This window comes from Mycobacterium sp. NGS33, from assembly GCF_059812885.1.
The window spans coordinates 64,584-88,829 of record NZ_JCALDN010000014.1 but is presented as its reverse complement, the minus strand read 5'-3'; the positions used below and the strand labels follow the sequence as shown (position 1 = coordinate 88,829).

The following is a 24,246-nucleotide window of genomic DNA, read 5'->3' as shown; positions in this document are numbered from 1 at the left end:
CGCCGCGCGTGCCGCGCGCCGCATCGTCGATTCGCGGTCGTAGTCACTGTCCTGGCATCCCCTCTTCGCCGAGTGCGAGTTTCTGGCGGTTTTTGTTGTCGGCTAGCGGTGCTTCGGGCTGAAGCTCCATGTTGGCGATGAAGCCACCGCGCGGTGTCTCGGCCACGAACGTGATGGCCCGTCCCAAATCCGCCGCGCGCAGGAAGTAGTCGTGCCGGGCCTGGCCCCACTTGGCCCAGTCCTCCAGAGCCGGGCCGATCTTCTCGGCCGGCAGGCTCCACCCCATCGACGTCTTCGTGGGGCCGGGGTGCACGATCGAGGCCCGCACTCCGGTGCCTTCGAGCTCCATCTGGAAGTTGGTGACCATCGCGACCAGCGCGGCCTTGGCCGCGCCGTAGGCGCCCATGTGCGGGCGCTGACGCAGGGCCACATCGGATCCGACGAAGATCAGGTCGCCGCGCTGTCGCTCGAGCATCCCGGGCAGCACCGCGGTGGCCAGCCGGTTGGCGCCGACGAGGTGGATCTGCAGCTGCGACTCGAACTCGTCGGTGGTGATCTCGGCGAGCTTGCCGAAGTAGGTGTCGCCCGCTCCGGCCACCAGCACCTCGATATCGCCGAGGGCGTCGGTCGACTGCGCGACAAACGATTTCACCGAGTTGGGATCGGTGACGTCGAGGTGGAATCCGACCGCCTCGCCGCCGTCGGCGTTGATCTTGCCGACGATGTCGTCGAGCTTCTCCACCCGGCGGGCACCCAGCGCGACCGGGAATCCGTGCGCCGCGAGCTCGATGGCGGTTGCCTCTCCGATGCCGGAGGAAGCGCCGGCCACGATGGCGGGCCGACGTTCGGGCAAGGGTTCAAAGCGGGGCATTCAGCGGACCTCCACGATCATTGGTAGGTGAGCGAATCCGCGGACGTTACTCGAGTGAACGCGGACGGCGTTGGCCTCGTCCACCTCGTAGCCGCGGATTCGCTTGAACAACTCGGTGAGCGCGACCCGGGCTTCCATCCGCGCTAGATGCGCGCCCAGGCAGAAGTGTGCGCCGCTACCGAAACTCAGTAGTTTGGGCCCGATTTCGCGCCCGATGAGGTAGTCGTCAGGCTTGTCGAAGACCCGCTCGTCGCGATGCCCGGACCCGGGCAACAGCAGCAGGACGTCGCCCTCGGGGATGGTGGTGTCGTAGAGGGTGAGCTCCCCGGACACGGTGCGAGCCAGGATCTGGCTGGAGGTGTCGTAGCGCAGGGTCTCCTCGACCCACAGCGGCACCCGCGACAGGTCCTCGTAGACCGGCGTCAGTTGATCCGGGTTCTTGTGACCCCAAAACGCGGCATTGGCAAGCAGTTTGGTGGTGGTCTCGTTGCCGGCGATCACCATCAGGAACATGAAGCCGAGCACCTCGTCGTCGGTGAGCCGGTCGCCGTCGATCTCGGCCTCCAGCAGCGCGGAGGTCAGGTCGTCGGTCAACTTCTCGCGCCGCTCGGCCACCATCTGCTGGTAGTAGACGATCAGGTTGAGGGAGGCCTCGACGGCCTCCGGCGGCACGTCGGTGACGCCCTCCTCGCGGTGCATCACCCCGTCGGCCCAGGCCCGGACCTGATCGCGATCCGGCTCGGGGACGCCCATCAGCTCGGAGATGACGTCCATGGGCAGCTTGCCGGCGAACTCGTCGACGTAGTCGACACCGTTGCCGTCCCTGGCCTTGTCCAGCATGGTGTCGAGATGCTGCGTCGCGATCTCGGTGACCCGCGGCTCGAGTTCGCGAATCCGGCGCGGGGTGAAGCCTTTTGACACCAGCGTCCGCAGCCGCAGGTGGGCGGGATCGTCCATCGCCAGGAACGACATCGTCTTGCTGGCGTGCGGGCCGCGCGAGGCGGGGTCCAGCGAGACGCCGTACTTATTGGAAAGCGTTGTGCTGTTACGGAATCCCTGCAGCACGTCCTGGTGCCGCGACAACGCCCAGAACTTCAGTTCGTCGTTGCGGTACAGCGGCGCCTCGTCGCGCAGCCGCTGGTAGTACGGGTACGGATCTTCGTGGAAGTCGTAGTCGTAGGGATCGAGGACCAGCTCGTGGTCGCCCACATGGACGGTCATTTAGGTTCGTGTCTCCTGGCTTGTGTTCCCGGGGCCGGGCAAGATCAGACTCACTACGTAGGCCAACTGGTCGGCGATCTGGTGATAGGTGAACTGGCCACTGGCCGCCTGTACCAATGCGCCGAAGAACATCATTTCGAGCGCGGCCACCGTGTTGGGGTCGGCCCCCGGCCCGATGGCCGTCGCGATGCGGCGGTGGATCTCGGCGCCGATGCGATCGCGCACCGCCCCCACCGCGGGATCCGTGCCCCCGCCGAGCAAGGCCGTCGTGCAGGCGGCGCCGACCTCGGGCTCGTCGGCGACCACCAGCGCCAGGTGCCGCAACACCTTGTCCACCCGGACCGGCATCGGGTCGTTGACGTCGGTGAAGAACGGAACCTGGCGCACCAGGTCCAAATAGACCTCGGCGATCAGGTGGTTCTTCGACGAGAAGTAGGTGTACGCGGTGGCCGGTGCGACCTTGGCCCGCGCCGCGACCGCGCGCACCGTCAGGTCGGCGTAGGACTTCTCGCGCAGGGTTTCGATGCCCGCCGCGAGCACCTTGCGGAAGGTCTCCTCCTGGCGACGGTTGCGCGCCGGTTGACCGGCCTGGCGGTCGCCGCCGGAGGTGATCGTCACCAGTGCATCGCTGGACACATGTCCAAGCTAGATGATCGGATCACCGCGAGGCAACCCCGTGACAGGAATACGCAGTTCAATGCGCCTTTCAACGCGTTCGACGGCCAATATCCGAGATCGGCTCTTGCACCGCCGACGCCCTGGCGGCTATGGTTCGATCGGACTATATCGGACAACTGTCCACTAGATTGGCGTGCCGGGTTGGCCGCGCAAAGACGGGAGCGGGAGATGGCCTTGTTGGCCGACGGCGTGAGTGAACTGTTCATCGACGGCAAGCTGTCGCCCGGCGGCGCCGGCAACTTCGCGACGGTGAACCCGGCGACCGAGGAAATGCTGGGCGTCGCCGCCAATGCGGACGCCACCGACATGGACCGTGCCATTGACGCCGCGCGGCGCGCCTTCGACGAGACGGACTGGTCGCGCAACACCGAATTGCGGGTGCGGTGCATCCGCCAGCTGCGCGATGCGATGCGCGAGCACATCGAAGAATTGCGCGACATCACCATCGCCGAGGTCGGCGCCCCGCGGATGCTCACCTCGGCCGCCCAATTGGAGGGACCGGTCGCTGACCTGAGCTTCGCCGCCGACACCGCGGAGTCCTACGAGTGGAACTGCGACCTCGGCCAGGCATCCCCGATGGGCATCCCGACCCGGCGCACGATCGCGCGCGAAGCCGTCGGCGTCGTCGGCGCCATCACGCCGTGGAACTTTCCGCACCAGATCAACCTCGCCAAACTGGGACCCGCGCTGGCCGCCGGCAACACCGTGGTGCTCAAGCCCGCGCCGGACACACCCTGGTGCGCGGCGGTGCTCGGCGAAATCATCGCCGAACACACCGACTTTCCGCCCGGCGTCGTCAACATCATCACGTCCGACGATCACCGAGTCGGGGCGCTGCTCTCGAAAGACCCTCGGGTGGATATGGTTTCGTTCACCGGCTCGACCGCCACCGGTCGCAGCGTCATGGGCGACGCCGCCGCCACCATCAAGCGGGTGTTTCTGGAGCTCGGCGGCAAGTCGGCGTTCGTGGTTCTCGACGACGCCGACCTGGGCGGGGCATGCTCGGTGTCGGCGTTCACCGCGGCCATGCACGCCGGGCAGGGCTGCGCCATCACCACCCGGCTGCTGGTGCCGCGGGCCCGCTACGACGAGGCCGTCGCCATCGCGGCGGGCACCATGGGCTCGATCAAGCCCGGCGACCCCAACGACGCCGGAACCGTTTGCGGGCCGGTGATTTCCGCGCGGCAGCGGGAGCGGGTGCAAAGCTACCTCGATCTGGCGATCGCCGAGGGCGGGACGTTCGCCTGCGGTGGCGGGCGTCCGGCGGACAGGGACCGCGGCTTCTTCATCGAACCGACCGTCATCGCGGGCCTGACCAACGACGCCCGGCCCGCCCGTGAGGAGATCTTCGGACCGGTGCTCACCGTGATCGCCTACGACGGCGAGGACGACGCGCTGCGCATCGCCAACGACTCGCCATATGGCTTGTCCGGCACCGTCTTCAGCGCCGACCCGGAGCGCGCTGCCAACTTCGCGTCGCGGATGCGGGTGGGCACCGTCAATGTCAACGGTGGTGTCTGGTACTCCGCCGACGCGCCGTTCGGTGGATACAAGCAATCCGGCAACGGGCGCGAAATGGGCGTGGCCGGCTTCGAGGAATACCTGGAAATCAAAACCATCGCCACCGCGGTGCAGTGACCGCGCCACGGGGCGACCGAAAGGAAAACATGCGATTCGAGAACAAAGTCGGCATCGTCACCGGGTCCGGTGGCGGCATCGGGCAGGCGTACGCCGAGGCGCTGGCCCGCGAGGGCGCGGCGGTGGTGGTCGCCGACATCAACGCCGAGGCCGCCGACGCGGTCGCCAAACAGATCGTCGCCGACGGCGGAACGGCCATCAGCATTCCGGTCGACGTGTCCGACCCCGCGTCGGCCAAGGAGATGGCCGACCGCACGTTCGCGGAATTCGGCGGCATCGACTACCTCGTCAACAACGCCGCGATCTTCGGCGGCATGAAGCTGGACTTCCTGCTCACCATCGACCCGGAGTACTACCGCAAGTTCATGAGCGTGAACCTCGACGGCGCTCTGTGGTGCACCCGTGCGGTGTACAAGAAGATGGCCAAGCGCGGCGGCGGCGCGATCGTCAACCAATCATCCACCGCCGCCTGGCTTTACGCGAACTACTACGCCCTGGCCAAGGTCGGGCTCAACGGCCTGACCCAGCAACTGTCCCGCGAACTGGGCGGCCAGAAGATCCGGATCAACGCGATCGCCCCCGGCCCCATCGACACCGAGGCCAATCGGACCACCACCCCGAAGGAGATGGTCGACGACATCGTCAAGGGCCTACCGCTGTCGCGGATGGGCACGCCCGAGGACCTGGTCGGCATGTGTCTGTTCCTGCTTTCCGACGAGGCCTCGTGGATCACCGGACAGATCTTCAACGTCGACGGCGGACAGATAATCCGGTCATGAGCCAACAGCACGCGCGCCTCGGATACATCGGCCTCGGTAACATGGGCGCGCCGATGGCCACCAAGATGACCGAATGGCCCGGTGGGGTAACGGTTTACGACATCCGGACCGAGGCGATGACCCCGCTGGCCGAAAGGGGCGCGAGCCTGGCCGACAGCGTTGCCGACGTCGCCGCCGCCGACATCATCCACATCACCGTGCTGAACGACGCCCAGGTGCGGGAGGTGGTCGGTGAACTGGCGGCGCACGCCAAGCCGGGCACCGTCATCGCGATCCACTCGACGATCAGCGACACCACGGCGGTCGAGCTCGCGGCCGAGCACAAGCCGCGCGGCGTTCATATCGTCGACGCGCCGGTCAGCGGTGGGGCGGCCGCCGCGGCGAAGGGCGAGCTGGCCACCATGGTGGGCGCCGAGCGCGAGGTGTACGAGCGGATCAAGCCGGCCTTCAAACATTGGGCAGCGGTGGTCATCCACGCCGGTGAGCCGGGGGCGGGGACCCGAATGAAGCTGGCCCGCAACATGTTGACGTTCACCTCGTACGCCGCGGCGTGCGAGGCCATGAAACTCGCCGAGGCCGCCGGCTTGGATCTGCAGGCGCTGGGCCGGGTGGTGCGCCATACCGACGCGCTCACCAGCGGCCCAGGAGCGATCATCGTCCGCGACAACATGAAAGACCTTGAGCCGGACAATTTTCTGTATCAGTCCTTCCTGCACGCTCGCGAACTGGGGGAGAAGGACCTGAGCCTGGCGTTGGCTCTCGGCGAGTCGGTGTCGGTCGATTTACCGCTTGCCCAGTTGGCCTACCAGCGGTTGGCCGCGGGCCTCGGGGTGCCACACACACAGGAAGAGGCGTGATGGACGAGCTGCGCAGCAAGGGCCTCGCGAAGATGAACGAGGTCTACGGCTGGGAGATGCCCAACATCGAAGGCGACCCGTACTTCGACCTGACCGTAGACCACCTGTTCGGCAGCATCTGGACGCGACCGGGATTGTCGATGCGCGACAAGCGCATCATGACGCTGACCGCGGTGACCGCGATCGGCAACCGCGACCTGGCCGAGATCCAGATCAACGCCGCGCTTCTCAACGGCGAGCTCACCGAGACCGAACTCAAGGAGATGGCGGTCTTCCTCACCCATTACCTGGGCTTCCCGCTGGGTTCGGCGCTCAACGGCGCCGTCGACGCCGTCGTGGCCAAACGCAAGAAGGCCGCGGCGAAGGGCGCCGGGGAGGACAAGAAGGGCAATGTCGACGCCGCGCTGAAGATGCACTCGGGCGACAAGGGCGACTGATCCACCAACCTCAGTACGGCTGAACGCCTTCGGGCATCACGTATTCGGAGATCGGTGCGGCGACCCCGTTGACAGTCGTGCCGCCATTGATGATGCCCGGCGCCATTTCCAGCATGTTGTGCGGGAACCCGAACCTCGGTGTGGTCAGCGCGTCCAGCCGGGCCAGCTCGTCGGCGCCGAGCGTCACGTCCACGGCCCGGACGTTGTCCTCGAGCTGGGAGAGCCTGCGCGCCCCGATGATGACCGACGACACGGCGCGCTGGGCACGCACCCAGGCCAGCGCCACGCTGGCGACGGTGGTGTCGTGCGCTGTCGCGATGGCCTCGAGTTCGTCGATGACGGCGTAGGTCTTTTCGTTGAGAAAGGCGTCGACCATCGCGCCGCGGTCGGCGTTGTGCCGGCCGCTGTTGGCGCGGGTGTACTTGCCGCTGAGGACGCCGCTCTTCAGCGGCGACCATGGCGTAATGCCGAGGCCGAATTCGGAGGCCATCGGGACGAGGTCCTGTTCGATGGCGCGCTCCAGCAGCGAGTACTCGACCTGCAGCCCGACGAACGACGACCAGCCGCGGAAATCGGCGATCAGGTTGGCCTGCGCGATCTTCCACGCCGGGGTGTCCGAAACCCCGATGTAGCGCACCTTGCCGGCCCGAACCAGGTCCTCGAGCGCAGCCATGGTCTCCTCGATGGGGGTGTTCGCATCCCAGATGTGCAGCCAGTACAGGTCGATGTAGTCGGTTTGCAAGCGCCGCAACGAGTTTTCGCAGGCGTTGATCAGCGACTTGCGGCCCGAACCGCCGCCGTTGGGATCACCCGGATACAGGTTGCCGCTGAACTTGGTCGCGATCGCCAGCCGATCGCGGCGGGCGGGGTGGCGCCCGATGTGGTCACCGATGATCTTCTCGGAGTGGCTTCGCGTGTAGAAGTTGGCGGTGTCGATGAAGTTGCCGCCAAGTTCGAGGTAGCGGTCGATGATCTGTTGGGACTCCTCCACACTGGTGCCCCAGCCGAGGTCTTCGCCGAACGTCATCGCGCCCAGGCACAAAGGGCTGACGCGCAGACCGGACCGCCCGAGTGTCACGTATTGATCCAGCGGCATGAGGCCCACTCCCTGGTAGATTGTTCGGCTATGAGGTTGTTCATAACAAAACTAGTTCATAGCTGAACGATCTGGCAAGTCGGATGTCTGCAGTCGATGCGGCCAAGATCTGGTCACTGAACTACCGGGTGCTGCTCTCGGTCATCTCGTGCGCCGAGGCTGATATCTGCGCGCTGGGCCTCGAGTCCAAGGAGCTGTTTCTGCTCGCCGAGATCGACGAGCATCCCTATCCGGCCGAGCTGGCCGCGACGCTGAGCATGCCCAAGGCGACGGTGACGCTGTACCTGAAACGCCTCGAGGCGGCGGGCTTCGTGCGACGCGAGATCGATCCGTGCGATCTGCGCCGGCACCGGCTGCTGCTCACCCCGGCCGGACGCCAGGCGGTCAGGAAGGGCCTGACCCTGCTCTCCGGCGAGTTCGACAAGCGCCTCGGCCGCCTCACCGCCGCGCAGCGCAACGACCTCAGGGCGCTGCTGGAGAAAATCCTTTGAACGTGGGGACGGTGGGCGGGAGCCGTTTGACCGGGCTAGTCTGACGTGTCGTGCGCGTCCTGGTGATTGGTTCCGGTGCCCGTGAGCATGCGTTGCTGCTGGCGCTTCGCAAAGACCCCGAGGTCACGGGGCTGGCGATCGCCCCCGGCAACGCCGGCACCGCGCGGCTGGCCGACCAGCACGACGTCGACGTCACCTCGGCCGACGACGTCGTGGCCCTGGCGCGCGAGGTCCGCGCCGACCTGGTCGTCATCGGTCCCGAGGTGCCGCTGGTCCTCGGGGTGGCCGACGCGGTGCGGGCCGCCGGGATCGTCTGCTTCGGTCCCAGCAAGGACGCGGCTCGCATCGAGGGCTCCAAGGCTTTCGCCAAGGAGATCATGGCCGCGGCCGGGGTGCGCACCGCAACCAGCGAAATCGTCGATACCCCGGCACATTTAGACGCCGCCCTGCAGCGGTTCGGCCCGCCGGCGGGCGACGCGGCCTGGGTGGTGAAGGACGACCGCCTGGCCGCGGGCAAGGGCGTGGTGGTCACCGCGGATCGCGCTGTCGCGCGCGCGCACGCCGCCGGGCTCCTCGAGGCGGGACACCCGGTGCTGCTGGAGTCCTATCTGGACGGCCCGGAGGTGTCGCTGTTCTGCGTGGTCGACGGCGAAACCGTGGTGCCGTTACTGCCGGCGCAGGATTTCAAGCGCGTCGGTGACGGGGACAGCGGACCCAATACCGGGGGCATGGGCGCCTACGCGCCGGTGCCGTGGCTGCCCGACGAGGTGTACCGCGACGTGGTCAGCAACATCGTCGAACCCGTTGCGGCCGAGATGGTTGCGCGGGGCAGCTCCTTCAGCGGATTGCTGTACGCCGGGCTCGCGATCACGGCGAACGGGCCCGCCGTGGTCGAATTCAATTGTCGCTTCGGCGATCCCGAGACGCAGGCGGTGCTGGCGCTGCTGGAATCGCCGCTCGGCCAGCTGCTGTACGCGGCGGGCAGCGGCACCTTGGCGGACTTCGGCGAGTTGCGCTGGCATGACGGTGCCGCCGTGACGGTGGTGGTGGCGGCGGAAAGCTATCCCGGCCGTCCCCGCGTCGGAGACGTCATCGTCGGCTCGGAAGCCGATGGGGTGCTGCACGCCGGGACGGCCCGGCGCGCTGACGGCGAAATCGTGTCCTCGGGTGGGCGGGTGCTGTCGGTGGTGGGCACCGGCGCCGACCTGGCCGCCGCGCGGACCAGGGCTTACGAGGTGGTGCATTCAATTCGGCTGCCGGGCAGTCATTTCCGCAGCGACATCGCCCAGCTGGCCGCTGACGGGAAGATCCGCGTCTAGAAGGCCCTCAAAATCCCAGGGCCTGACCGTCCCGTCGCGGGTCGCTGGCGGCGACATAGCCGCCATCGAGACGCCAGATCGCCTGGCAGCTGCCGAATTGATTGTAGTCGTCGACGGCAACCAGGTCGTGCCCGCGGCGGCGCAACTCGTCGAGTGTTGCTGCGGGGAGCCCCGTTTCGCAGCTCACCTGCATGCCCTCCACCCACCGGAACCGCGGGCCGTCGCATGCCGCCTGTGGGTTCTGCCCGTGGTCGGCGATGCGCACCATCACCTGCACGTGACCCTGGGGCTGCATCAATCCGCCCATCACGCCGAAGCTCATGACCGGTTCGCCGTCTTTGGTCACAAACCCCGGGATGATGGTGTGGTAGGGGCGCTTGTTCGGTCCCACGGCATTCGGATGTCCCTGAGCGGCAGCGAAATTCGCGCCGCGGTTCTGCAGGGAGATCCCGGTGCCCGGCACCACCACGCCCGAACCGAACCCCATGTAGTTCGACTGGATCATCGACACCATCATCCCCGCGGCGTCGGCGGCGGTCAGGTAGACGGTTCCGTCCGCCGGCGCGCCGGCGGACGCCGGCTTGGCGCGTGCGCGGTCGATCAGTGCCGCGCGCTGCTTCAGATACTCCTTGTCCAACAGGCGTTCCGGACCTAGCGGCATGTGCTCGATGTCGGCGACATAGGCCTGGGCGTCGGCGAAGGCCAGCTTCACCGCCTCGATCTGCAGGTGCACGCTGTCGGCGGAATCGGCTGGCAGGGCGGCCAAGTCGAAGTGTTCCAGGATGCCCAAAGCGATCAGCGCGACGATGCCCTGCCCGTTGGGTGGGATCTCGTGCACGGTGTAACCGCGGTAGCCGCCGTCGACCGTGCCCACCCAGTCGGCACGGTGGGCCGCCAGATCCCCGGCCCGCAGGGCCCCGCCGTGCGACAACGCGTGCGCCTCGAGCTTGGCCGCCAGTTCACCGCGGTAGAACGCCTCACCGTTGGTCGCCGCGATCGTCTCGAGCGTCGCGGCATGATCCGGCAGGCTGAATCGCTCGCCGGGTTTCGGTGCCCGCCCGCCCGGCAGAAACGCCTGGGCGAAACCGGGCTGGTCCCGGAAGAGCGGCACTTGGGCCGCCCACTGCTCGGCGACCGTCGGTGATACCAGAAAGCCGTTGCGCCCGTAGGCTATTGCCGGTTCGAACAGCCGCTCGAACGGCAGCTTGCCGAACTTGGCGTGCAGTTCGGTCCACGCCGACACCGCGCCGGGCACGGTCACCGAATTCCAGCCGAGGATCGGAACGGCGGCCCCGCCGAAGTATTCCGGTGTCCAGGCCGCCGGCGACCGGCCGGAGGCGTTCAGGCCGTGCAGTTGCCTGCCGTCCCACACGATGGCGAAGGCGTCCGAACCGATGCCGTTGGATACCGGCTCCACGATCGTCAGCGTGATGGCCGTGGCGATGGCCGCATCGACCGCGCTGCCGCCTTGCGCGAGCATCCGCAGCCCCGCCTGGGCGGCCAGCGGTTGCGATGTGCACACAACGTTTTCCGCCAGGATGGGCTTGCGTGGCCAGGCGTACGGGAAGGTCCAGTCGAAAGGTGCGGTCACCTCCCCGAGCGTAACGCCGGCGTGACGCTCGAGGTGCCCTCACGCCGTCAGCAGCGGCGCCATCCAGGTCAGCTCGGCGGGCAACTGCGAGCTCCAGAAAGCGCCGTCGTGCCCGCCGGGCGAGAAGCCACCGGCCGGCGGATTGGGCAGCTGCGCGATGAATTGCTTTGTCGCGGAGTAAAACGGATCGCTGTCGCCGCAATCGATTCGGATGGGGATCGAGGCCAGGGCGGGCATGCCGAACACCGAGTTCGCGGCGAAATCATCCGGTCCGTCGAACGCTCCCGGCGCGGCCGCACCCGAGGACATCCACAGGGCCGGGCTCACCGCGCAGATCGCCGCGGTGCGGGCCGGTCCCAGCCGGCCACCGAGCAGCAGGGCACCGTAGCCGCCCATCGACCACCCCAAGAACGCCACCCGCGAGGTGTCCAGATTCTGATTGCCCAGCATCGGGATGAGCTCGTCGAGCACCATGGCGCCGCTGTCCTCCCCGGAAGACCGCTTGTGCCAATACCCACCGCCGCCGTCGACGGCGACCACCGCGAACGGCGGTAGTCCGGCGTCGACGGCCTGCGCCAGACCGTGCTCGACGCCGCCGGCCATCACGGTGGACGCGTCACTGCCCTTGCCGTGCAGCGCGATCACCGGTCGCAGCGGCTTGGTCTGGCCCGGAGGGCGCGCGATGGCCCAGTTGGTGTTGGCCCCGCCGCGGGCCGCGGAAGCGAAGGAACCGGTCACCATGGTGGGGGCGGGCGCCGCCGGCGGAGCCGGATCGCGGGGTGGGCTGGGCGGCGGGGCCAACGGCATCCGGGTGCCGGCCGTCGATGCCGGCATGGCGTGAGATGTGCGGGGCTCTAACAGGATGTCGAGCCCGTAGGCGCCGACCGCCCCGAGGGCCGCGCTGGCGCCGAGGCCGAGCAGGGCGCGTCGGCTCAAGTCGGGCATGCGGGCCATTATGCCCCGGCCGTTTGGCCGAAATGGCAATGCAGTACCACTTTGGCTGGCACGATGGCTACTCGTGACTGCAGCGGTTACTCCAAAAGGAGAACGTCGACGGTATGCGCTCGTCAGCGCCGCCGCCGAGCTGCTGGCCGAGGGCGGGTTCGAAGCGGTGCGACACCGGGCGGTCGCGCGGCGGGCCGGATTGCCGTTGGCCTCCACCACTTATTACTTCTCGTCTCTCGACGATCTGATCGCACGCGCCGTCGAACACATCGCGATGATCGAGGTGGCGCAGCTACGGTCGCGGGTCAGCGCCATGTCGCGCCGGCGCCGGGGACCGGAGACCATCGCCGAGGTGTTGGCCGATCTGCTCGTCGGGGACGTGTCCGGACCGGGTCTTACCGATCAGCTGATCTCGCGCTACGAACGGCACATCGCGTGCACCCGGCTGCCCGCGCTGCGCGAGACCATGCGCCGGAGCCTGCGCCAGCGCGCCGAGGCGGTGGCCGAGGCCATCGAGCGCTCGGGCCGGTCGGTGCGCATCGAGCTGGTGTGCACGTTGATCTGCGCGGTCGATGGCTCCGTGGTGTCGGCACTGGTGGAGGGCCGGGACCCACGCGCGGCGGCGCAGGGCGCGGTGGTCGATCTCATCGAGGTGCTCGCGCCCATCGATCAGCGGCCCGTGCAGATCTGACCGCTTGTCACGCACGGCTCCGATTCATCGGCGGCGACGGCGTCACGATGTAGCCGGTGTCGAGGTCGCCGTAGATCGTCACGTCCTGGGGGCTGCGCTGCGCGTACAACGCCACATAGGCACAGACCACGGCGTCGACGGGGTCCTCGGCGCGGCGCATTTCGCTCTTGCGCCGCGCGGCCGCGACGGCCAGGCGCAGCGCGATCCATCCGTCGTGCCCGGCCACGCGCAGCGGCACCGGCGCCCGTTCCAGCCGCTCCACGCCGTCCATCAGCAGCGACAGCTCGGATCTGAGCCGCTCGACGCTGCGTCCGGGCTTCGCCTTGTATTTCAGGGTGCGCTCCAGGCGGAACAGCGCGACGGTGGCCGCGTGGGGGTAGACCTCGATGGCGCGGCGGGCGGCCGGCGATCGCGGGTCCAGGTCCAGGCCGAGCGCCCCGGCCAGCCGGGCCGCGCGCGGGCCGTTGACGAATTCGGGTTTACCCGTGTTGCAGGGGTGGGCTCCGGCCTCGTACCTGCGGAAATCGCGGTTGAGCGCGGTCTCGGCCGGACGCTGTCCGGTCGGGTTGGTGACCACCAGGGGGGCATCGAAGGCGACCAGGCACTCGCCCTGCACGTAGGGGTGCAGCGCGGCCAGGATCTCGTCGTCGTCGCGGACCGCGCACACGCCCACCAGGGCGCCGCCGGAGTCGACGACGGCGACGCCGGTCGGGTTGCGACCCGCCCAGGCGAGGTCGACGCCGGCGAAGTACATCCGCATAGGCTATGGCCGCGACCGTAAGCTGTGTGTTCGTGAGGACCAAGTGAGCATTCCGAATGTGCTGGCCACCCGGTACGCCAGTGCCGAGATGGTCGCGATCTGGTCGCCGGAGGCCAAGGTCATCGGCGAGCGCCGGCTGTGGCTGGCGGTGCTGCGCGCGCAGGCCGAACTGGGCGTGGCGGTGCCTACCGAGGCGATTGCCGACTACGAGCGGGTGATCGAGGACGTCGACCTGGCCTCGATCGCGGACCGCGAACGGGTGCTGCGCCACGACGTCAAGGCGCGCATCGAGGAATTCAACGCGCTGGCCGGGCACGAGCACGTGCACAAGGGCATGACCAGTCGCGACCTGACCGAGAACGTGGAGCAACTGCAGATCAAGCGCTCGCTGGAACTGGTCTTCGCCCACGGCGTGGCGGTCGCGGCGCGGCTCGCCGAGCGCGCGGTGGCCTACCGCGACCTGGTGATGGCCGGACGCAGCCACAACGTCGCCGCGCAAGCCACCACGCTGGGCAAGAGGTTCGCCTCGGCGGCGCAGGAGACGCTGATCGCGTTGACCAGGCTGCGGGAGCTGATCGACCGTTACCCGCTGCGCGGCATCAAGGGCCCGATGGGCACCGCGCAGGACATGCTCGACCTGCTGGACGGCGACGCGGCCAAGCTCGCCGAACTCGAGCGGCGCGTCGCCGAATTCCTGGGATTCGCAACGGTATTGACCAGTGTGGGCCAGGTGTATCCGCGTTCGCTGGACCACGACGTGCTCTCCGCGCTGGTGCAGCTGGGCGCCGGACCGTCGTCGCTGGCGCACACCATCCGGCTGATGGCCGGCCATGAACTCGTCACCGAGGGGTTCGCGCCGGGGCAGGTCGGTTCGTCGGCGATGCCGCACAAGATGAACACGCGCAGTTGCGAACGGGTCAACGGGTTGCAGGTGGTGCTGCGCGGTTACGCGTCCATGGCCGCCGAACTGGCGGGCGCACAGTGGAACGAGGGCGACGTGTTCTGTTCGGTGGTGCGCCGAGTCGCGTTGCCGGACAGCTTCTTTGCCATCGACGGCCAGATCGAGACCTTCTTGACGGTGCTCGACGAGTTCGGCGCCTATCCGGCGGTGATCGGCCGCGAGCTGGACCGCTACCTGCCGTTTTTGGCCACCACCAAGGTGTTGATCGCCGCGGTGCGCGCCGGCGTGGGCCGCGAGGCCGCCCACCATGTGATCCGCGAACACGCGGTGGCAACCGCGCTGGCCATGCGCGAGCAGGGAGCCGAGCCCGACCTGTTGGACCGGCTGGCCGCCGACGATCGGCTGCCGCTGGACCGGGCGGCGCTGGACGCGGCACTGGCCGACAAGAAGGCCTTCATCGGCGCCGCGGGTGATCAGGTGGACGAGGTGGCGGCGCAGGTGGACGCGCTGGTGAACCGCTACCCGGACGCGGCCAAGTACGCCCCGGGTGCGATCCTGTGACGCTGGCCGGCGCGCTCGCGGAGATCGACTTCACCGATCTGGACAACTTCGCCAACGGGTTTCCGCACGAGCTGTTCGCCATCCATCGGCGAGAGGCGCCGGTGTACTGGCACTCACCGACCGACAACACCCCCGACGGTGAAGGCTTCTGGTCGGTCGCAACCTACGCGGAAACGCTTGAGGTGCTTAAGGATCCGGTGACCTATTCATCCGTCACGGGCGGCAGCAGGCCCTATGGGGGGACGCTGCTGCAGGACCTGGCGATTGCCGGTCAGGTGCTCAACATGATGGACGATCCGCGGCATTCGCAGATTCGGCGACTGGTCAGCTCCGGCCTGACACCGCGAATGATCCGTCTCGTCGAGGACGACCTGCGGACCCGCGCGCGCCGGTTGCTCGACGCGGTGGTCCCGGGTGAGCCGTTCGACTTCCTCGTCGACATCGCCGCCGAGCTTCCCATGCAGATGATCTGCATCCTGCTGGGAGTCCCCGAATCCGAACGGCATTGGTTGTTCGAGGCCATCGAGCCCCAATTCGATTTCGGTGGTTCACGAAAGGCGTCCCTGTCGCAGCTTTCGGTCGAAGAGGCCGGATCGCGGATGTATGAGTACGGTCAACAGCTGATCGCGGCCAAGCGCGCAAATCCCACGGATGACATGTTGTCGGTGGTGGCCAACGCGATGCTCGATGACGCCGAAGGTGAAGACGGATCGGCGCTGTCCGACCTCGAGCTGTACCTGTTCTTCAGTCTCTTGTTCAGCGCCGGCGCGGAGACCACCCGCAACGCGGTCGCCGGTGGCCTGCTGGCGCTGGCCCACCACCCGCACCAAATGCAGTCGCTGCGCGGCGATCTCGGCGCACTGCCGACGGCCGTGGAGGAGATGGTGCGGTGGACGTCGCCGTCACCCTCGAAGCGCCGCACCGCCACCCGCGACGTCACGCTGGGCGGGCAGTCGATCGAGGCCGGCCAGAAGATACAGATCTGGGAAGGCTCGGCGAATCGCGACGCCGGTGTGTTCGAGCGCGCCGACGAATTCGACATCGCCCGAAAGCCTAACCCGCACTTGGGCTTCGGTCAGGGTGTGCATTATTGCTTGGGCGCGAATCTGGCCCGGCTGGAGCTGCGGGTGCTGTTCGAAGAGCTGCTGTCCCGGTTCGGCGGGGTGCGTGTCGTGCGGCCGGTCGAATGGGCCCGCAGCAACCGGCACACCGGCATTCGGCACCTCGTCGTGGAGCTATACGAACAACCGTGACGATCCGATTCGCCGATGTCGAGCCCTCACCGGATGTGTTCGCCGCGGTGATGGCGACGGGAATCTTGTCGGTCGGCGCGCACGATCACGGGTACCGGTTGATCAGCGACACCATGGGCATCATCGCCACGCTCGGGCTGGTGTTTCTGGTTGCCCTGGTCCTGGCGAAGGCCGCGATCCCCGGCCAGGGGTTGCGGTGGGACCTGACCGATCCCGACGTCACCCTGCGCCTGATCACCTTCGTGGCCGCCTGCGCGGTGATCGACACCCGCCTATCGTCCAAGGTCTGGGTGGCGCGGGTGCTCGGCGCGGTCGCCCTGGCGGCCTGGCTGGCGCTGATCCTGATCAGCGCACGAAACATGTTGGCGCACCGGTGGACAGAGCTGCGCGACCGGGCCCACGGCCCCTGGCAGCTGGGCAGCGTGGGAACGTCAGGCTTGGCGATCGTGATCGCCCGGGCTGCCCGGCAGACCGGCCATCACTGGTGGCTGGCGGTGGCCGTGGCCGGGTGGGTGGCGGCGCTGTGCATCTACGGCCTGATGACCTGGCTGACCATGTGGCGGGTGGTCAACGAGCGCCAGGACCGCGACGGCTTCGAACCGGACACCTGGATCCTGATGGGCGGCATGGCGATTGCGACGCTGGCCGGCGACACCATCCACGCCGTGGCCCCCGCCTGGCTGGCGGGCCCGGTGCGCGCGGTCAGCATCGTGACCTGGGTGACGGCCACCCTGTGGATACCGCCGCTGATCTACTTTGCGCTGCACCGCATCCGGCGGCATCCCAACATGCTGCAATTCACCGGTGTGTGGTGGGCGTTCGTGTTCCCGCTCGGCATGTACTCCGCGGCCAGCTTCGCCATGGCGGTCGAGCTTCGCGAGCACCCGCTGCTCACCGTGTCGCTGGTGTTCTTCTGGGATGCGTTGGCCGCGTGGCTCATTGTGGTGGTCGCCGGGCTGCTGATGCTGGCGCGGGCGCTGCTGCTAGCCCCCACGCAACGCGATGCCGGCCGACCGTAGTTCGAGCGCGACCAGGGCTCCGATGGTGGCCGGATCCTCACGGCGCCACCCGCTGACCGGATCCGCGCTGACGGCGATCAACTTGCGGGGCGGGCGGTTGGTCAGCGCGCGCAGCGCCAGCAATTGCGCCCCGGCCGGGGTCGCGGCCAGCGCGGTCACCGTCAGCTTGCGGCGAAAGAAGCGCAGCCGCAGAAAGAACCACGGCAGCACCACGATGAGGATCGGGACCGCGACGACGGCCATCGCGAGTAGCACCGCGAGCCAGCTCGCCGCGCTGTCCAGGTCGTGGCCCGCGCCCGCGATGTCCAGCGCGGCGTGGCTGGCCGAGTTGAGCGGCTTGCTGACCGCGTCGCCCACCACCGGGATGTGCTGGGCGCCGTGGCCGGCGGACTCCAGGTTGCCCGCGATGCCCTTCGCGCCGCTCTCCACCTGCCGGCCGGCGTCGGCGATGGTGGCGATGGCGTCGTAGACGGCCAGCCCGACGAGCAGCCAGAGCAGCGTCCACACCACGACGGCGAGGTCGCTGAACAACTGGATGGCCAGCCGGCCGGGCCTGGTGGAGTAGGGCAGAAACCGCGGTGTCATAGCCCCGATCCCAGCACAAACCCCGTTTGCGGGTGCCCGTTAGGCTGACCGGATGCCTGCACTGTCCGACTATGAGCATCTGGCCAGCGGCAAGGTCCGCGAGCTGTACCGCGTCGATGGCGACCACCTGCTGCTGGTCGCCACCGACCGGATCTCGGCCTACGACTTCGTCCTGGACAGCACCATCCCGGACAAGGGGCGCATCCTCACCGCGATGAGCGTCTTCTTCTTCGGGCTCGTCGACGCCCCCAACCATCTGGCCGGGCCGCCCGACGATCCGCGCATCCCCGACGAGGTGCTGGGCCGCGCGCTGGTGGTGCGTCAGCTCGACATGCTTCCGGTGGAATGCGTGGCGCGTGGCTACCTCACCGGCTCGGGACTGCTGGACTACCAGGCGACGGGAAAGGTCTGCGGCATCACCCTGCCGCCCGGGCTGGTCGAAGCCAGCAGGTTCGCCGAGCCGCTGTTCACCCCGGCGACGAAAGCCGCGCTGGGCGACCACGACGAGAACATCTCCTTCGCGCGGGTGATCGAGATGGTCGGTGCCGTGCCCGCCAACCAACTCCGTGACCGCACCCTACAAATCTACGTTCAGGCCGCCGATCACGCGCTCCGGAAGGGAATCATCATCGCGGACACCAAGTTCGAGTTCGGCACCGACCGCGACGGCAACCTGCTGCTGGCCGACGAAATCTTCACGCCGGATTCGTCGCGGTACTGGCCGGCCGACGAGTACCAGGTCGGCGTCGTCCAGAACAGCTTCGACAAACAGTTCGTCCGCAACTGGCTGACCGGTCCCGAGTCCGGTTGGGACCGCCACGGTTCGCAGCCCCCGCCGCCGCTGCCCGCCGACATCATCGAGGCCACCCGTAATCGCTATATCGAGGCCTACGAACGCATTTCCGGCCGGAGCTTCGATGACTGGATTGGTCCCGGCGCATGACCGAAACGCTGCATGAGGGAGCGGTGCCCCCGGTCGCCAAGCGGGTGGAGAGTCGGCGCGAGCATCACGGCGACGTCTTCATCGACCCGTACGAGTGGCTGCGCGAAAAGACCAACCCCGAAGTCATCGCCCATCTCGAGGCGGAAAACGACTACGTCGATCGGATGACCGCGCACCTCGAGCCGCTGCGGCAGCAGATTTTCGCCGAGATCAAGGCGCGCACCAAGGAGACGGATCTGTCGGTGCCCACCCGGCAGGGCCAGTGGTGGTACTACGCGCGGACCTATGAGGGTAAGCAGTACCGCGTCCAGTGCCGTTGTCCGATAAGCGGATCCGGCGACTGGGACCCGCCGATCCTGGACGAGGGCACCGAGATCCCCGGTGAGCAGGTCCTGCTCGATTCCAATGCCGAGGCCGAGGGACACGAATTCTTCTCCCTGGGCGCCGCGACGGTGAGCCTGGATGGGAATCTGCTGGCCTATTCGGTCGACACCCTCGGCGATGAGCGTTACACGTTGCGGTTCAAGGACTTACGCACCGGCGAGCTGTACACCGACGAGATCGCCGACATCGGGGCGGGCGCGACCTGGGCCGCCGACAACCGCACCGTGTACTACCTGACCCTGGATGCCGCCCACCGTCCCGACAAAGTGTGGCGGTATCGGGTGGGCTCGGGTGCGGACCCCGAGCTGGTGTATCACGAAGCCGACGAAAAGTATTGGCTGGGTGTGGGTCTGACGCGCAGCGAGGCCTATGTTTTCATCGCCTCGGGATCCTCGATCACCTCGGAGTATCGCTACGCCGATGCCGCCGACCCGCAGGCATCGTTCACGGTCGTGCTGCCGCGCCGCGAGGGCGTCGAGTACGCGGTCGAACACGCGGTCATCGGCGGCCAGGACCGGTTCTTGATCCTGCACAACGACGGCGCAGTCAACTTCACCCTCGCCGAGGCGCCGGTCAGCGATCCGACACAGCAGCGCACCCTGATCGCGCACCGCGACGACGTCCGGCTCGACGGGGTGGACGCATTCGCCGGCCACCTCGTCGTCGGCTACCGGCGGGAAGCGCTGCCCCGGCTGCAGCTGTGGCCCATCCACGCCGACGGCACATACGGTCGGCCCGAGGAGATTTCCTTCGACTCCGAGCTGATGTCGTCCGGGCTGGCCGGTAATCCCAACTGGGACTCGCCCAAGCTGCGGATCAGGGCCGGATCCCTGGTGACTCCGGCGCGTGTCTACGACATCGACCTCGCGACGGGTGACCGCACACTGCTGCGCGAACAACCCGTGCTCGGCGGTTATCGGCCCGAGGACTATGTGGAACGGCGTGACTGGGCCGTTGCCGACGACGGAACCCGGATCCCGGTGTCCATCGTGCACCGCGCCGATATCGAATTCCCGGCGCCGGCATTGCTTTACGGCTACGGCGCCTACGAGCTGTGCACCGACCCGAGCTTCTCCATCGCCCGGTTGTCGCTGCTGGATCGCGGCATGGTGTTCGCGATCGCTCACGTGCGTGGCGGCGGCGAAATGGGCCGGCTGTGGTACGAGCACGGCAAGCTCATGGAGAAGAAGAACACGTTCACCGACTTCGTCGCCGTCGCAAAGCATTTGGTGGACAGCGGCGTCACCCGGCCTGATCGACTGGTCGCGTTGGGCGGCAGCGCCGGTGGTTTGCTGATGGGCGCGGTGGCCAACCTGGCGCCGGAGCTCTTCGCCGGAATTCTCGCGCAGGTTCCCTTCGTCGACCCGCTGACCACCATCTTGGATCCCTCATTGCCGCTGACCGTCACCGAGTGGGACGAATGGGGAAACCCGTTGGCGGACAAGGACGTCTACTCCTACATGAAGTCCTATTCGCCGTATGAGAACGTGGCGGCCAAGCGGTATCCGGCGATCTTGGCGATGACGTCGCTCAACGATACGAGGGTCTATTACGTGGAGCCGGCCAAGTGGGTGGCGGCGCTGCGGCACGCCAACGGCGACGGCAGCCCCGTCCTGTTGAAGACCCAGATGAACGCCGGGCACGGCGGCGTCAGCGGACGCTACAAGGCGTGGGAGGAAGCGGCGTTCCAATACGCGTGGCTGTTGGCCGCCGCGGGCGCGCCGACGTCGGCGTAGGCCACTTTCGCGCTAGTCGCCCACCGGCGGGGTCGGCGGCTTCTTGGGCAGGAACGACGCCGGGACGATGGTGAACGCCACCAGCACGACGGCCAGCACGAACACCACCGCGTAGGCGTGCGCCAAGTGGTGGGACACGTGGCTGGCCAGGTCGGGGGCGAGCTGCTGCTGCGGGACGCCCGAGGGATCGACCGGCAGGCCCCGCTTGCCGGCGCCGGGGCGGGCCCCGCCCATCTCGTTCGCCGCCATCAGGGCCTCGTTGCGATTGAACTGGTTGGTCAGGATCACCGCCATCAGCGCGGCCCCGATGGATCCGCCCACCTGCTGGTTGACGCTGATCAGCGTCGTCCCGCGGGCGACCTGATGCGGGGCCAGCGCCTGCATGAGCGCCGCGGACAGCGGCGTGGTGGTGAGGCCGATACCCAGACCCATGATCGCGAGGCCCGTCAGCAGAACCGGTGAGTACGCGGCCTGGCTGGCGACCCCGTAGGTGAAGACGCCCAGGCCCACCGCCATCAGCGGCAGGCCGATGAGCACGATGTTGCCGGGGCCGCGTCTGTCCATGAAGGCGCCGCCGAGCGGCATGGTCAGCACCGCACCGATCCCGATCGGCAGCATGTGCAGACCCGACTGCATCGGCGTCTCGTGCCCGACGATCTGAAAGAAACTGGGCACGAGCAGGCCGACGCCCACCGAGGCGGCCCCGAACACCAGCAGCGTGACATTGACCTGGGTGACCACCGGGTTGCGGAACAGCCGCAGGTCGATCAGGGGGTGATCGGTCCGATACCAGGCATGCAGGATGAACGCGGCGATCAGGCCCAGGCCGGCGAGCGCGGGCACCAACACGTAGCGATCGGCGATGGTGTGTCGTCCCGGGATGGAACACACCCCGCACAAAAAGATCGCCACGCCGGGCGAGAGGAGCAGCGCGCCGGTGATGTCGAGGGCCTCCGACGGGGCGGAGCGGTCTTTCGGAAACATGATCGCCGCGAGCGCGAACGCCGTCAGCCCGATCGGCAGGTTGATCAGGAAGATCCATTTCCAGCCGTACGCGCCGATCAGCCAGCCGCCCAGGATCGGCCCACCGATGGGGCCGAGCAGAATCGGGATTCCCCCCACCGCCATCAGCCGACCGACCCGTTTCGGTCCCGCCTCGCGCGTCAGGATGACGAAGCTGAGCGGCAGCAGCATGCCGCCGCCGATGCCCTGGACCACCCGGAACAGGATGAGCAGCAAGATGTTCGGCGCGATCGCGCACAGCAGCGATCCCACCGTGAAGATCAGCACCGAACCCATGAAGAGTCGTTTGGTGCCGAACCGATCCGCCGCCCATCCGGTAACCGGGATCACGGTGGCGAACGCGAGCATGTAGCCGGCGATCGTCCACGAGACGACGGCCTGGGTGGACCCGAACTGCGCGATGAAGGTGCGTTGCGCGACGGCGACGACGGTGCTGTCGAGCACCGCCATGATGCAGGCCAGTCCGCACACCCCGGCGATCCGGAACAGCGCCGCGTCCAGCTTGTCGGGATATTCGTCGGCGCGCAGCGAGGGTCCCGGAGCGGTCGGCAACGGGACGTTGAAGCTTGCGGAACGGGTCTTCTGCATGGCGCCGCTGAGCATATCCACAGGGTTGCCCCGGCTGAAGCGTTTTTACGCGTATTCGCCTATTAGCACGCGTGTAATTCACCGCGCGCCGATTTGTGCCGCGACCGCGACTAAACCGATAAACGGGCTGGTGGCGGTCCTACCTGGGCGAACATATTATTCGGCGGCGGTTTCGCTTGCGGGTTTTTTCGGCAGAAACCACGCCGGAATGAACGTGCAAACCACCAGCGCCACGGCAATCACGAATACCGCCGTATAGGCGTGGGAAAGATCGTGCACGACATTGCTCCAAAAGCCGGGCGCGAGCGACTGCGGGGGTATCGCGGTCTGGTCGACGGGCACCCCGTTGACGGCCGACTTCTGGTGCAGCGCGGCAAGCTTGTTTGCTGCGACGATGTCCGGGCTCCGATTGAACTGATTCGTCAGGATCATCGACATCAACGCGGTTCCCACCGAGCCGCCCACCTGGTGGCTCACGCTCATCAGCGTCGTCCCCCGGGCGATCTGATGGGGCGCGAGCGCCTGCACCGACGCGACCGACAGCGGCATCATGGTGCAGCCCATGCCCAGGCCCATGATCGCCAGCCCCACCAGCAGCGTCGGCAGATAGTGGGCCTGGGTGGCCACCCCGACGGCGAAGGCGCTCAGGCCGGCGGTGATCAGCGCAATCCCGACCAGCACGATTTTGCCCGGGCCCTGCCGGTCCACCAGCGGGCCGGTCAGCCGCATGGTCAGCATGGCGCCCAGCCCCTGCGGGATCATGTGCACGCCCGCCTGCATCGGCGTCTGGTGCAGCACCTGCTGAAAGTAGCTGGGGAGCAGCAGGCCGGCGCCGAAGAACGCCCCGGCGAAGACCAGCATCGTCACGTTGGCGTGGGTGAGCACGGGATTGCGGAACAGGCGCAGATCGATCAGCGGGTGATGGGCGTGATGCCAGGCGTGCACGACGAAGCCCGCGATCAACGCCAGGCCGATGATCGCCGGTATCACCACGTGGCGGTCGGCCACGGTGCCCCGACCCGGTACCGAGGACGCCGCGAACAGGAACATCGCCAGGCCCGGCGAGAGCAGCAGCACGCCGACGGCGTCGAAGGTTTCTGAGCGCGCGGGGTGATCGCGCGGAAACACGATGGCGGCGAGCGCGACGGTGAGGAATCCGATCGGGACGTTGATCAGAAAGATCCATCGCCAGCTCGAGGTGTCGATCAGCCAGCCGCCCAGGATCGGGCCGCCGATCGGGGCGAGCAGCATCGGGATGCTCAGGATCGACATCAGGCGCCCGAGCCGTCCCGGGCCCGCTTCGCGGGTCAGGATCATGAACCCCAACGGCAGCAGCATGCCGCCGCCGATTCCCTGCACCATCCGAAAGACGATGAGCTGCAGGATGTTTGACGCGATCGCGCACAGCAACGAGCCCAGGATGAAGGCCACCACCGATCCGATGAACAGGCGTTTGGTGCCGAACCGGTCGGCGGCCCACCCGGTTATCGGGATCACGGTCGCCAACGCGAGCGTGTAGCCGGTCATCGTCCAGGCCACCACGGCCTGCGAGGACGCGAACTGATCGATGAAGGTTCGCTGGGCGACGCTGACGACCGTGACGTCCAGGATCGCCATCACCGTGGCCAAGATGCACACGCCGGAGATCCGCAACAGCGCGGCATCGAGCTTGTCGGGATATACCCGTTCCTCGACACCCGGGGCGTGGGGCGGCGGCGTTTTGGCCGCCGCATACGAGGCCTCGTCCATGGCGTTGCTTAGCATATCGAACTGATCGCCGGGCCTGGCGCTTGCGGCGTCGGCGGCCTGCGCGAATTCGTCCGGTCGCCGAAATCAGTTATCGGGCTTGGCGCGTGCATATACGCCTGCTGTCTGCGTG

At 67.7% G+C, this 24,246-nt stretch carries 22 protein-coding genes; 12 read left to right on the top strand and 10 right to left on the bottom strand.

The features are described 5' to 3' along the window. Positions 1 to 43: 43 nt before the first annotated feature. The 3 genes from AC5Y5B_RS19500 to AC5Y5B_RS19490 are packed head-to-tail and all read right to left on the bottom strand — an operon-like array spanning position 44 to position 2,728. Positions 44 to 871: an SDR family oxidoreductase gene (locus AC5Y5B_RS19500; RefSeq protein ID WP_112633833.1), complete on the bottom strand. Its 828-nt coding sequence runs from the start codon at positions 869 to 871 to the stop codon at positions 44 to 46. Continuing rightward, positions 872 to 2,092 carry a cytochrome P450 gene (locus AC5Y5B_RS19495; protein WP_112633834.1) on the bottom strand — a complete coding sequence of 407 codons (1,221 nt, stop codon included), beginning with the start codon at positions 2,090 to 2,092 and terminating at the stop codon, positions 872 to 874. Beyond that, on the bottom strand, positions 2,093 to 2,728 hold the full coding sequence (locus tag AC5Y5B_RS19490) for a TetR/AcrR family transcriptional regulator (protein WP_112633835.1): 636 nt from the start codon (positions 2,726 to 2,728) through the stop codon (positions 2,093 to 2,095). A gap of 210 nt (positions 2,729 to 2,938) precedes the next feature. Here AC5Y5B_RS19490 and AC5Y5B_RS19485 point away from each other — a divergent pair, with 210 nt between their 5' ends. The 4 genes from AC5Y5B_RS19485 to AC5Y5B_RS19470 are packed head-to-tail and all read left to right on the top strand — an operon-like array spanning position 2,939 to position 6,481. Next, positions 2,939 to 4,408 carry an aldehyde dehydrogenase gene (locus tag AC5Y5B_RS19485; RefSeq protein ID WP_112633836.1) on the top strand — a complete coding sequence of 490 codons (1,470 nt, stop codon included), beginning with the start codon at positions 2,939 to 2,941 and terminating at the stop codon, positions 4,406 to 4,408. Between the two features lie 29 nt (positions 4,409 to 4,437). Beyond that, positions 4,438 to 5,187, top strand: a complete 750-nt coding sequence (locus tag AC5Y5B_RS19480; protein ID WP_112633875.1) for an SDR family oxidoreductase — start codon at positions 4,438 to 4,440, stop codon at positions 5,185 to 5,187. Then, positions 5,184 to 6,044, top strand: coding sequence for an NAD(P)-dependent oxidoreductase (locus tag AC5Y5B_RS19475; RefSeq protein ID WP_112633837.1), 861 nt, complete (start codon positions 5,184 to 5,186; stop codon positions 6,042 to 6,044). The genes AC5Y5B_RS19480 and AC5Y5B_RS19475 overlap by 4 nt, the downstream gene beginning before the upstream one ends. Continuing rightward, a complete protein-coding gene (locus AC5Y5B_RS19470; RefSeq protein WP_112633838.1) occupies positions 6,044 to 6,481 on the top strand; it encodes a carboxymuconolactone decarboxylase family protein in 438 nt (145 codons plus the stop codon). Before AC5Y5B_RS19475 ends, AC5Y5B_RS19470 begins: the two co-directional genes overlap by 1 nt. Positions 6,482 to 6,491: 10 nt before the next feature. Here the strand turns inward: AC5Y5B_RS19470 and AC5Y5B_RS19465 are convergent, their stop codons facing one another. After that, positions 6,492 to 7,586, bottom strand: a complete 1,095-nt coding sequence (locus tag AC5Y5B_RS19465) for an aldo/keto reductase (protein ID WP_112633839.1) — start codon at positions 7,584 to 7,586, stop codon at positions 6,492 to 6,494. Positions 7,587 to 7,660: 74 nt separating this feature from the next. On the opposite strand from AC5Y5B_RS19465, the gene AC5Y5B_RS19460 reads away from it, so the two are divergent. Then, positions 7,661 to 8,068 (top strand): MarR family winged helix-turn-helix transcriptional regulator, encoded by a 408-nt coding sequence (locus tag AC5Y5B_RS19460; RefSeq protein WP_112633840.1) that lies wholly within the window; start codon positions 7,661 to 7,663, stop codon positions 8,066 to 8,068. Between the two features lie 50 nt (positions 8,069 to 8,118). After that, positions 8,119 to 9,387 (top strand): phosphoribosylamine--glycine ligase, encoded by a 1,269-nt coding sequence (purD, locus tag AC5Y5B_RS19455; RefSeq protein WP_112633841.1) that lies wholly within the window; start codon positions 8,119 to 8,121, stop codon positions 9,385 to 9,387. Positions 9,388 to 9,394: 7 nt separating this feature from the next. Here the strand turns inward: purD and AC5Y5B_RS19450 are convergent, their stop codons facing one another. Both AC5Y5B_RS19450 and AC5Y5B_RS19445 read right to left on the bottom strand, forming a co-directional pair. Then, on the bottom strand, positions 9,395 to 10,978 hold the full coding sequence (locus AC5Y5B_RS19450) for a gamma-glutamyltransferase family protein (protein WP_112633842.1): 1,584 nt from the start codon (positions 10,976 to 10,978) through the stop codon (positions 9,395 to 9,397). A 39-nt stretch (positions 10,979 to 11,017) separates the two neighbouring features. Next, entirely contained in the window at positions 11,018 to 11,935 is a 918-nt protein-coding gene (locus AC5Y5B_RS19445) for an alpha/beta hydrolase-fold protein (protein WP_112633876.1), read from the bottom strand. A gap of 61 nt (positions 11,936 to 11,996) precedes the next feature. On the opposite strand from AC5Y5B_RS19445, the gene AC5Y5B_RS19440 reads away from it, so the two are divergent. Continuing rightward, positions 11,997 to 12,614: a TetR/AcrR family transcriptional regulator gene (locus AC5Y5B_RS19440; RefSeq protein WP_430919403.1), complete on the top strand. Its 618-nt coding sequence runs from the start codon at positions 11,997 to 11,999 to the stop codon at positions 12,612 to 12,614. 7 nt (positions 12,615 to 12,621) lie between these two features. Here AC5Y5B_RS19440 and AC5Y5B_RS19435 read toward each other — a convergent pair whose 3' ends face one another. Next, positions 12,622 to 13,368, bottom strand: a complete 747-nt coding sequence (locus tag AC5Y5B_RS19435) for a DUF429 domain-containing protein (RefSeq protein ID WP_112633843.1) — start codon at positions 13,366 to 13,368, stop codon at positions 12,622 to 12,624. Between the two features lie 49 nt (positions 13,369 to 13,417). Between AC5Y5B_RS19435 and purB the strand changes: the two genes are divergently transcribed. The 3 genes from purB to AC5Y5B_RS19420 are packed head-to-tail and all read left to right on the top strand — an operon-like array spanning position 13,418 to position 17,108. Continuing rightward, complete coding sequence (gene purB / locus AC5Y5B_RS19430; protein WP_112633844.1) at positions 13,418 to 14,836, top strand: adenylosuccinate lyase; 1,419 nt, start codon at positions 13,418 to 13,420, stop codon at positions 14,834 to 14,836. Further along, entirely contained in the window at positions 14,833 to 16,089 is a 1,257-nt protein-coding gene (locus AC5Y5B_RS19425) for a cytochrome P450 (protein WP_112633845.1), read from the top strand. Before purB ends, AC5Y5B_RS19425 begins: the two co-directional genes overlap by 4 nt. After that, positions 16,086 to 17,108, top strand: coding sequence for a tellurite resistance/C4-dicarboxylate transporter family protein (locus tag AC5Y5B_RS19420; protein WP_112633846.1), 1,023 nt, complete (start codon positions 16,086 to 16,088; stop codon positions 17,106 to 17,108). Before AC5Y5B_RS19425 ends, AC5Y5B_RS19420 begins: the two co-directional genes overlap by 4 nt. On the opposite strand, the gene AC5Y5B_RS19415 is transcribed toward AC5Y5B_RS19420, so the two are convergent. Then, the gene (locus tag AC5Y5B_RS19415; RefSeq protein ID WP_112633847.1) at positions 17,073 to 17,693 is read right to left on the bottom strand and encodes a hypothetical protein; all 621 of its coding nucleotides are present in this window, start codon (positions 17,691 to 17,693) and stop codon (positions 17,073 to 17,075) included. The two genes, AC5Y5B_RS19420 and AC5Y5B_RS19415, sit on opposite strands and share 36 nt — an antisense overlap. 52 nt (positions 17,694 to 17,745) lie before the next feature. Here AC5Y5B_RS19415 and AC5Y5B_RS19410 point away from each other — a divergent pair, with 52 nt between their 5' ends. Further along, complete coding sequence (locus tag AC5Y5B_RS19410) at positions 17,746 to 18,636, top strand: phosphoribosylaminoimidazolesuccinocarboxamide synthase (protein WP_112633848.1); 891 nt, start codon at positions 17,746 to 17,748, stop codon at positions 18,634 to 18,636. Further along, positions 18,633 to 20,756: a S9 family peptidase gene (locus AC5Y5B_RS19405; protein WP_112633849.1), complete on the top strand. Its 2,124-nt coding sequence runs from the start codon at positions 18,633 to 18,635 to the stop codon at positions 20,754 to 20,756. Before AC5Y5B_RS19410 ends, AC5Y5B_RS19405 begins: the two co-directional genes overlap by 4 nt. Positions 20,757 to 20,768: 12 nt before the next feature. On the opposite strand, the gene AC5Y5B_RS19400 is transcribed toward AC5Y5B_RS19405, so the two are convergent. Both AC5Y5B_RS19400 and AC5Y5B_RS19395 read right to left on the bottom strand, forming a co-directional pair. Next, entirely contained in the window at positions 20,769 to 22,382 is a 1,614-nt protein-coding gene (locus AC5Y5B_RS19400; protein WP_112633850.1) for a DHA2 family efflux MFS transporter permease subunit, read from the bottom strand. Between the two features lie 141 nt (positions 22,383 to 22,523). Then, positions 22,524 to 24,131 (bottom strand): DHA2 family efflux MFS transporter permease subunit, encoded by a 1,608-nt coding sequence (locus tag AC5Y5B_RS19395; protein WP_430919410.1) that lies wholly within the window; start codon positions 24,129 to 24,131, stop codon positions 22,524 to 22,526. Positions 24,132 to 24,246: the final 115 nt, after the last annotated feature.

Coding starts and splice junctions, on each gene's coding strand:
- AC5Y5B_RS19500 (WP_112633833.1), bottom strand. CDS start 871: ATGCCCCGCTTTGAACCCTTGCCCGAACGTCGGCCCGCCATCGTGGCC.
- AC5Y5B_RS19495 (WP_112633834.1), bottom strand. CDS start 2,092: ATGACCGTCCATGTGGGCGACCACGAGCTGGTCCTCGATCCCTACGAC.
- AC5Y5B_RS19485 (WP_112633836.1), top strand. CDS start 2,939: ATGGCCTTGTTGGCCGACGGCGTGAGTGAACTGTTCATCGACGGCAAG.
- AC5Y5B_RS19480 (WP_112633875.1), top strand. CDS start 4,438: ATGCGATTCGAGAACAAAGTCGGCATCGTCACCGGGTCCGGTGGCGGC.
- AC5Y5B_RS19475 (WP_112633837.1), top strand. CDS start 5,184: ATGAGCCAACAGCACGCGCGCCTCGGATACATCGGCCTCGGTAACATG.
- AC5Y5B_RS19470 (WP_112633838.1), top strand. CDS start 6,044: ATGGACGAGCTGCGCAGCAAGGGCCTCGCGAAGATGAACGAGGTCTAC.
- AC5Y5B_RS19460 (WP_112633840.1), top strand. CDS start 7,661: ATGTCTGCAGTCGATGCGGCCAAGATCTGGTCACTGAACTACCGGGTG.
- AC5Y5B_RS19435 (WP_112633843.1), bottom strand. CDS start 13,368: ATGTACTTCGCCGGCGTCGACCTCGCCTGGGCGGGTCGCAACCCGACC.
- AC5Y5B_RS19415 (WP_112633847.1), bottom strand. CDS start 17,693: ATGACACCGCGGTTTCTGCCCTACTCCACCAGGCCCGGCCGGCTGGCC.
- AC5Y5B_RS19410 (WP_112633848.1), top strand. CDS start 17,746: ATGCCTGCACTGTCCGACTATGAGCATCTGGCCAGCGGCAAGGTCCGC.
- AC5Y5B_RS19405 (WP_112633849.1), top strand. CDS start 18,633: ATGACCGAAACGCTGCATGAGGGAGCGGTGCCCCCGGTCGCCAAGCGG.
- AC5Y5B_RS19400 (WP_112633850.1), bottom strand. CDS start 22,382: ATGCTCAGCGGCGCCATGCAGAAGACCCGTTCCGCAAGCTTCAACGTC.
- AC5Y5B_RS19395 (WP_430919410.1), bottom strand. CDS start 24,131: ATGCTAAGCAACGCCATGGACGAGGCCTCGTATGCGGCGGCCAAAACG.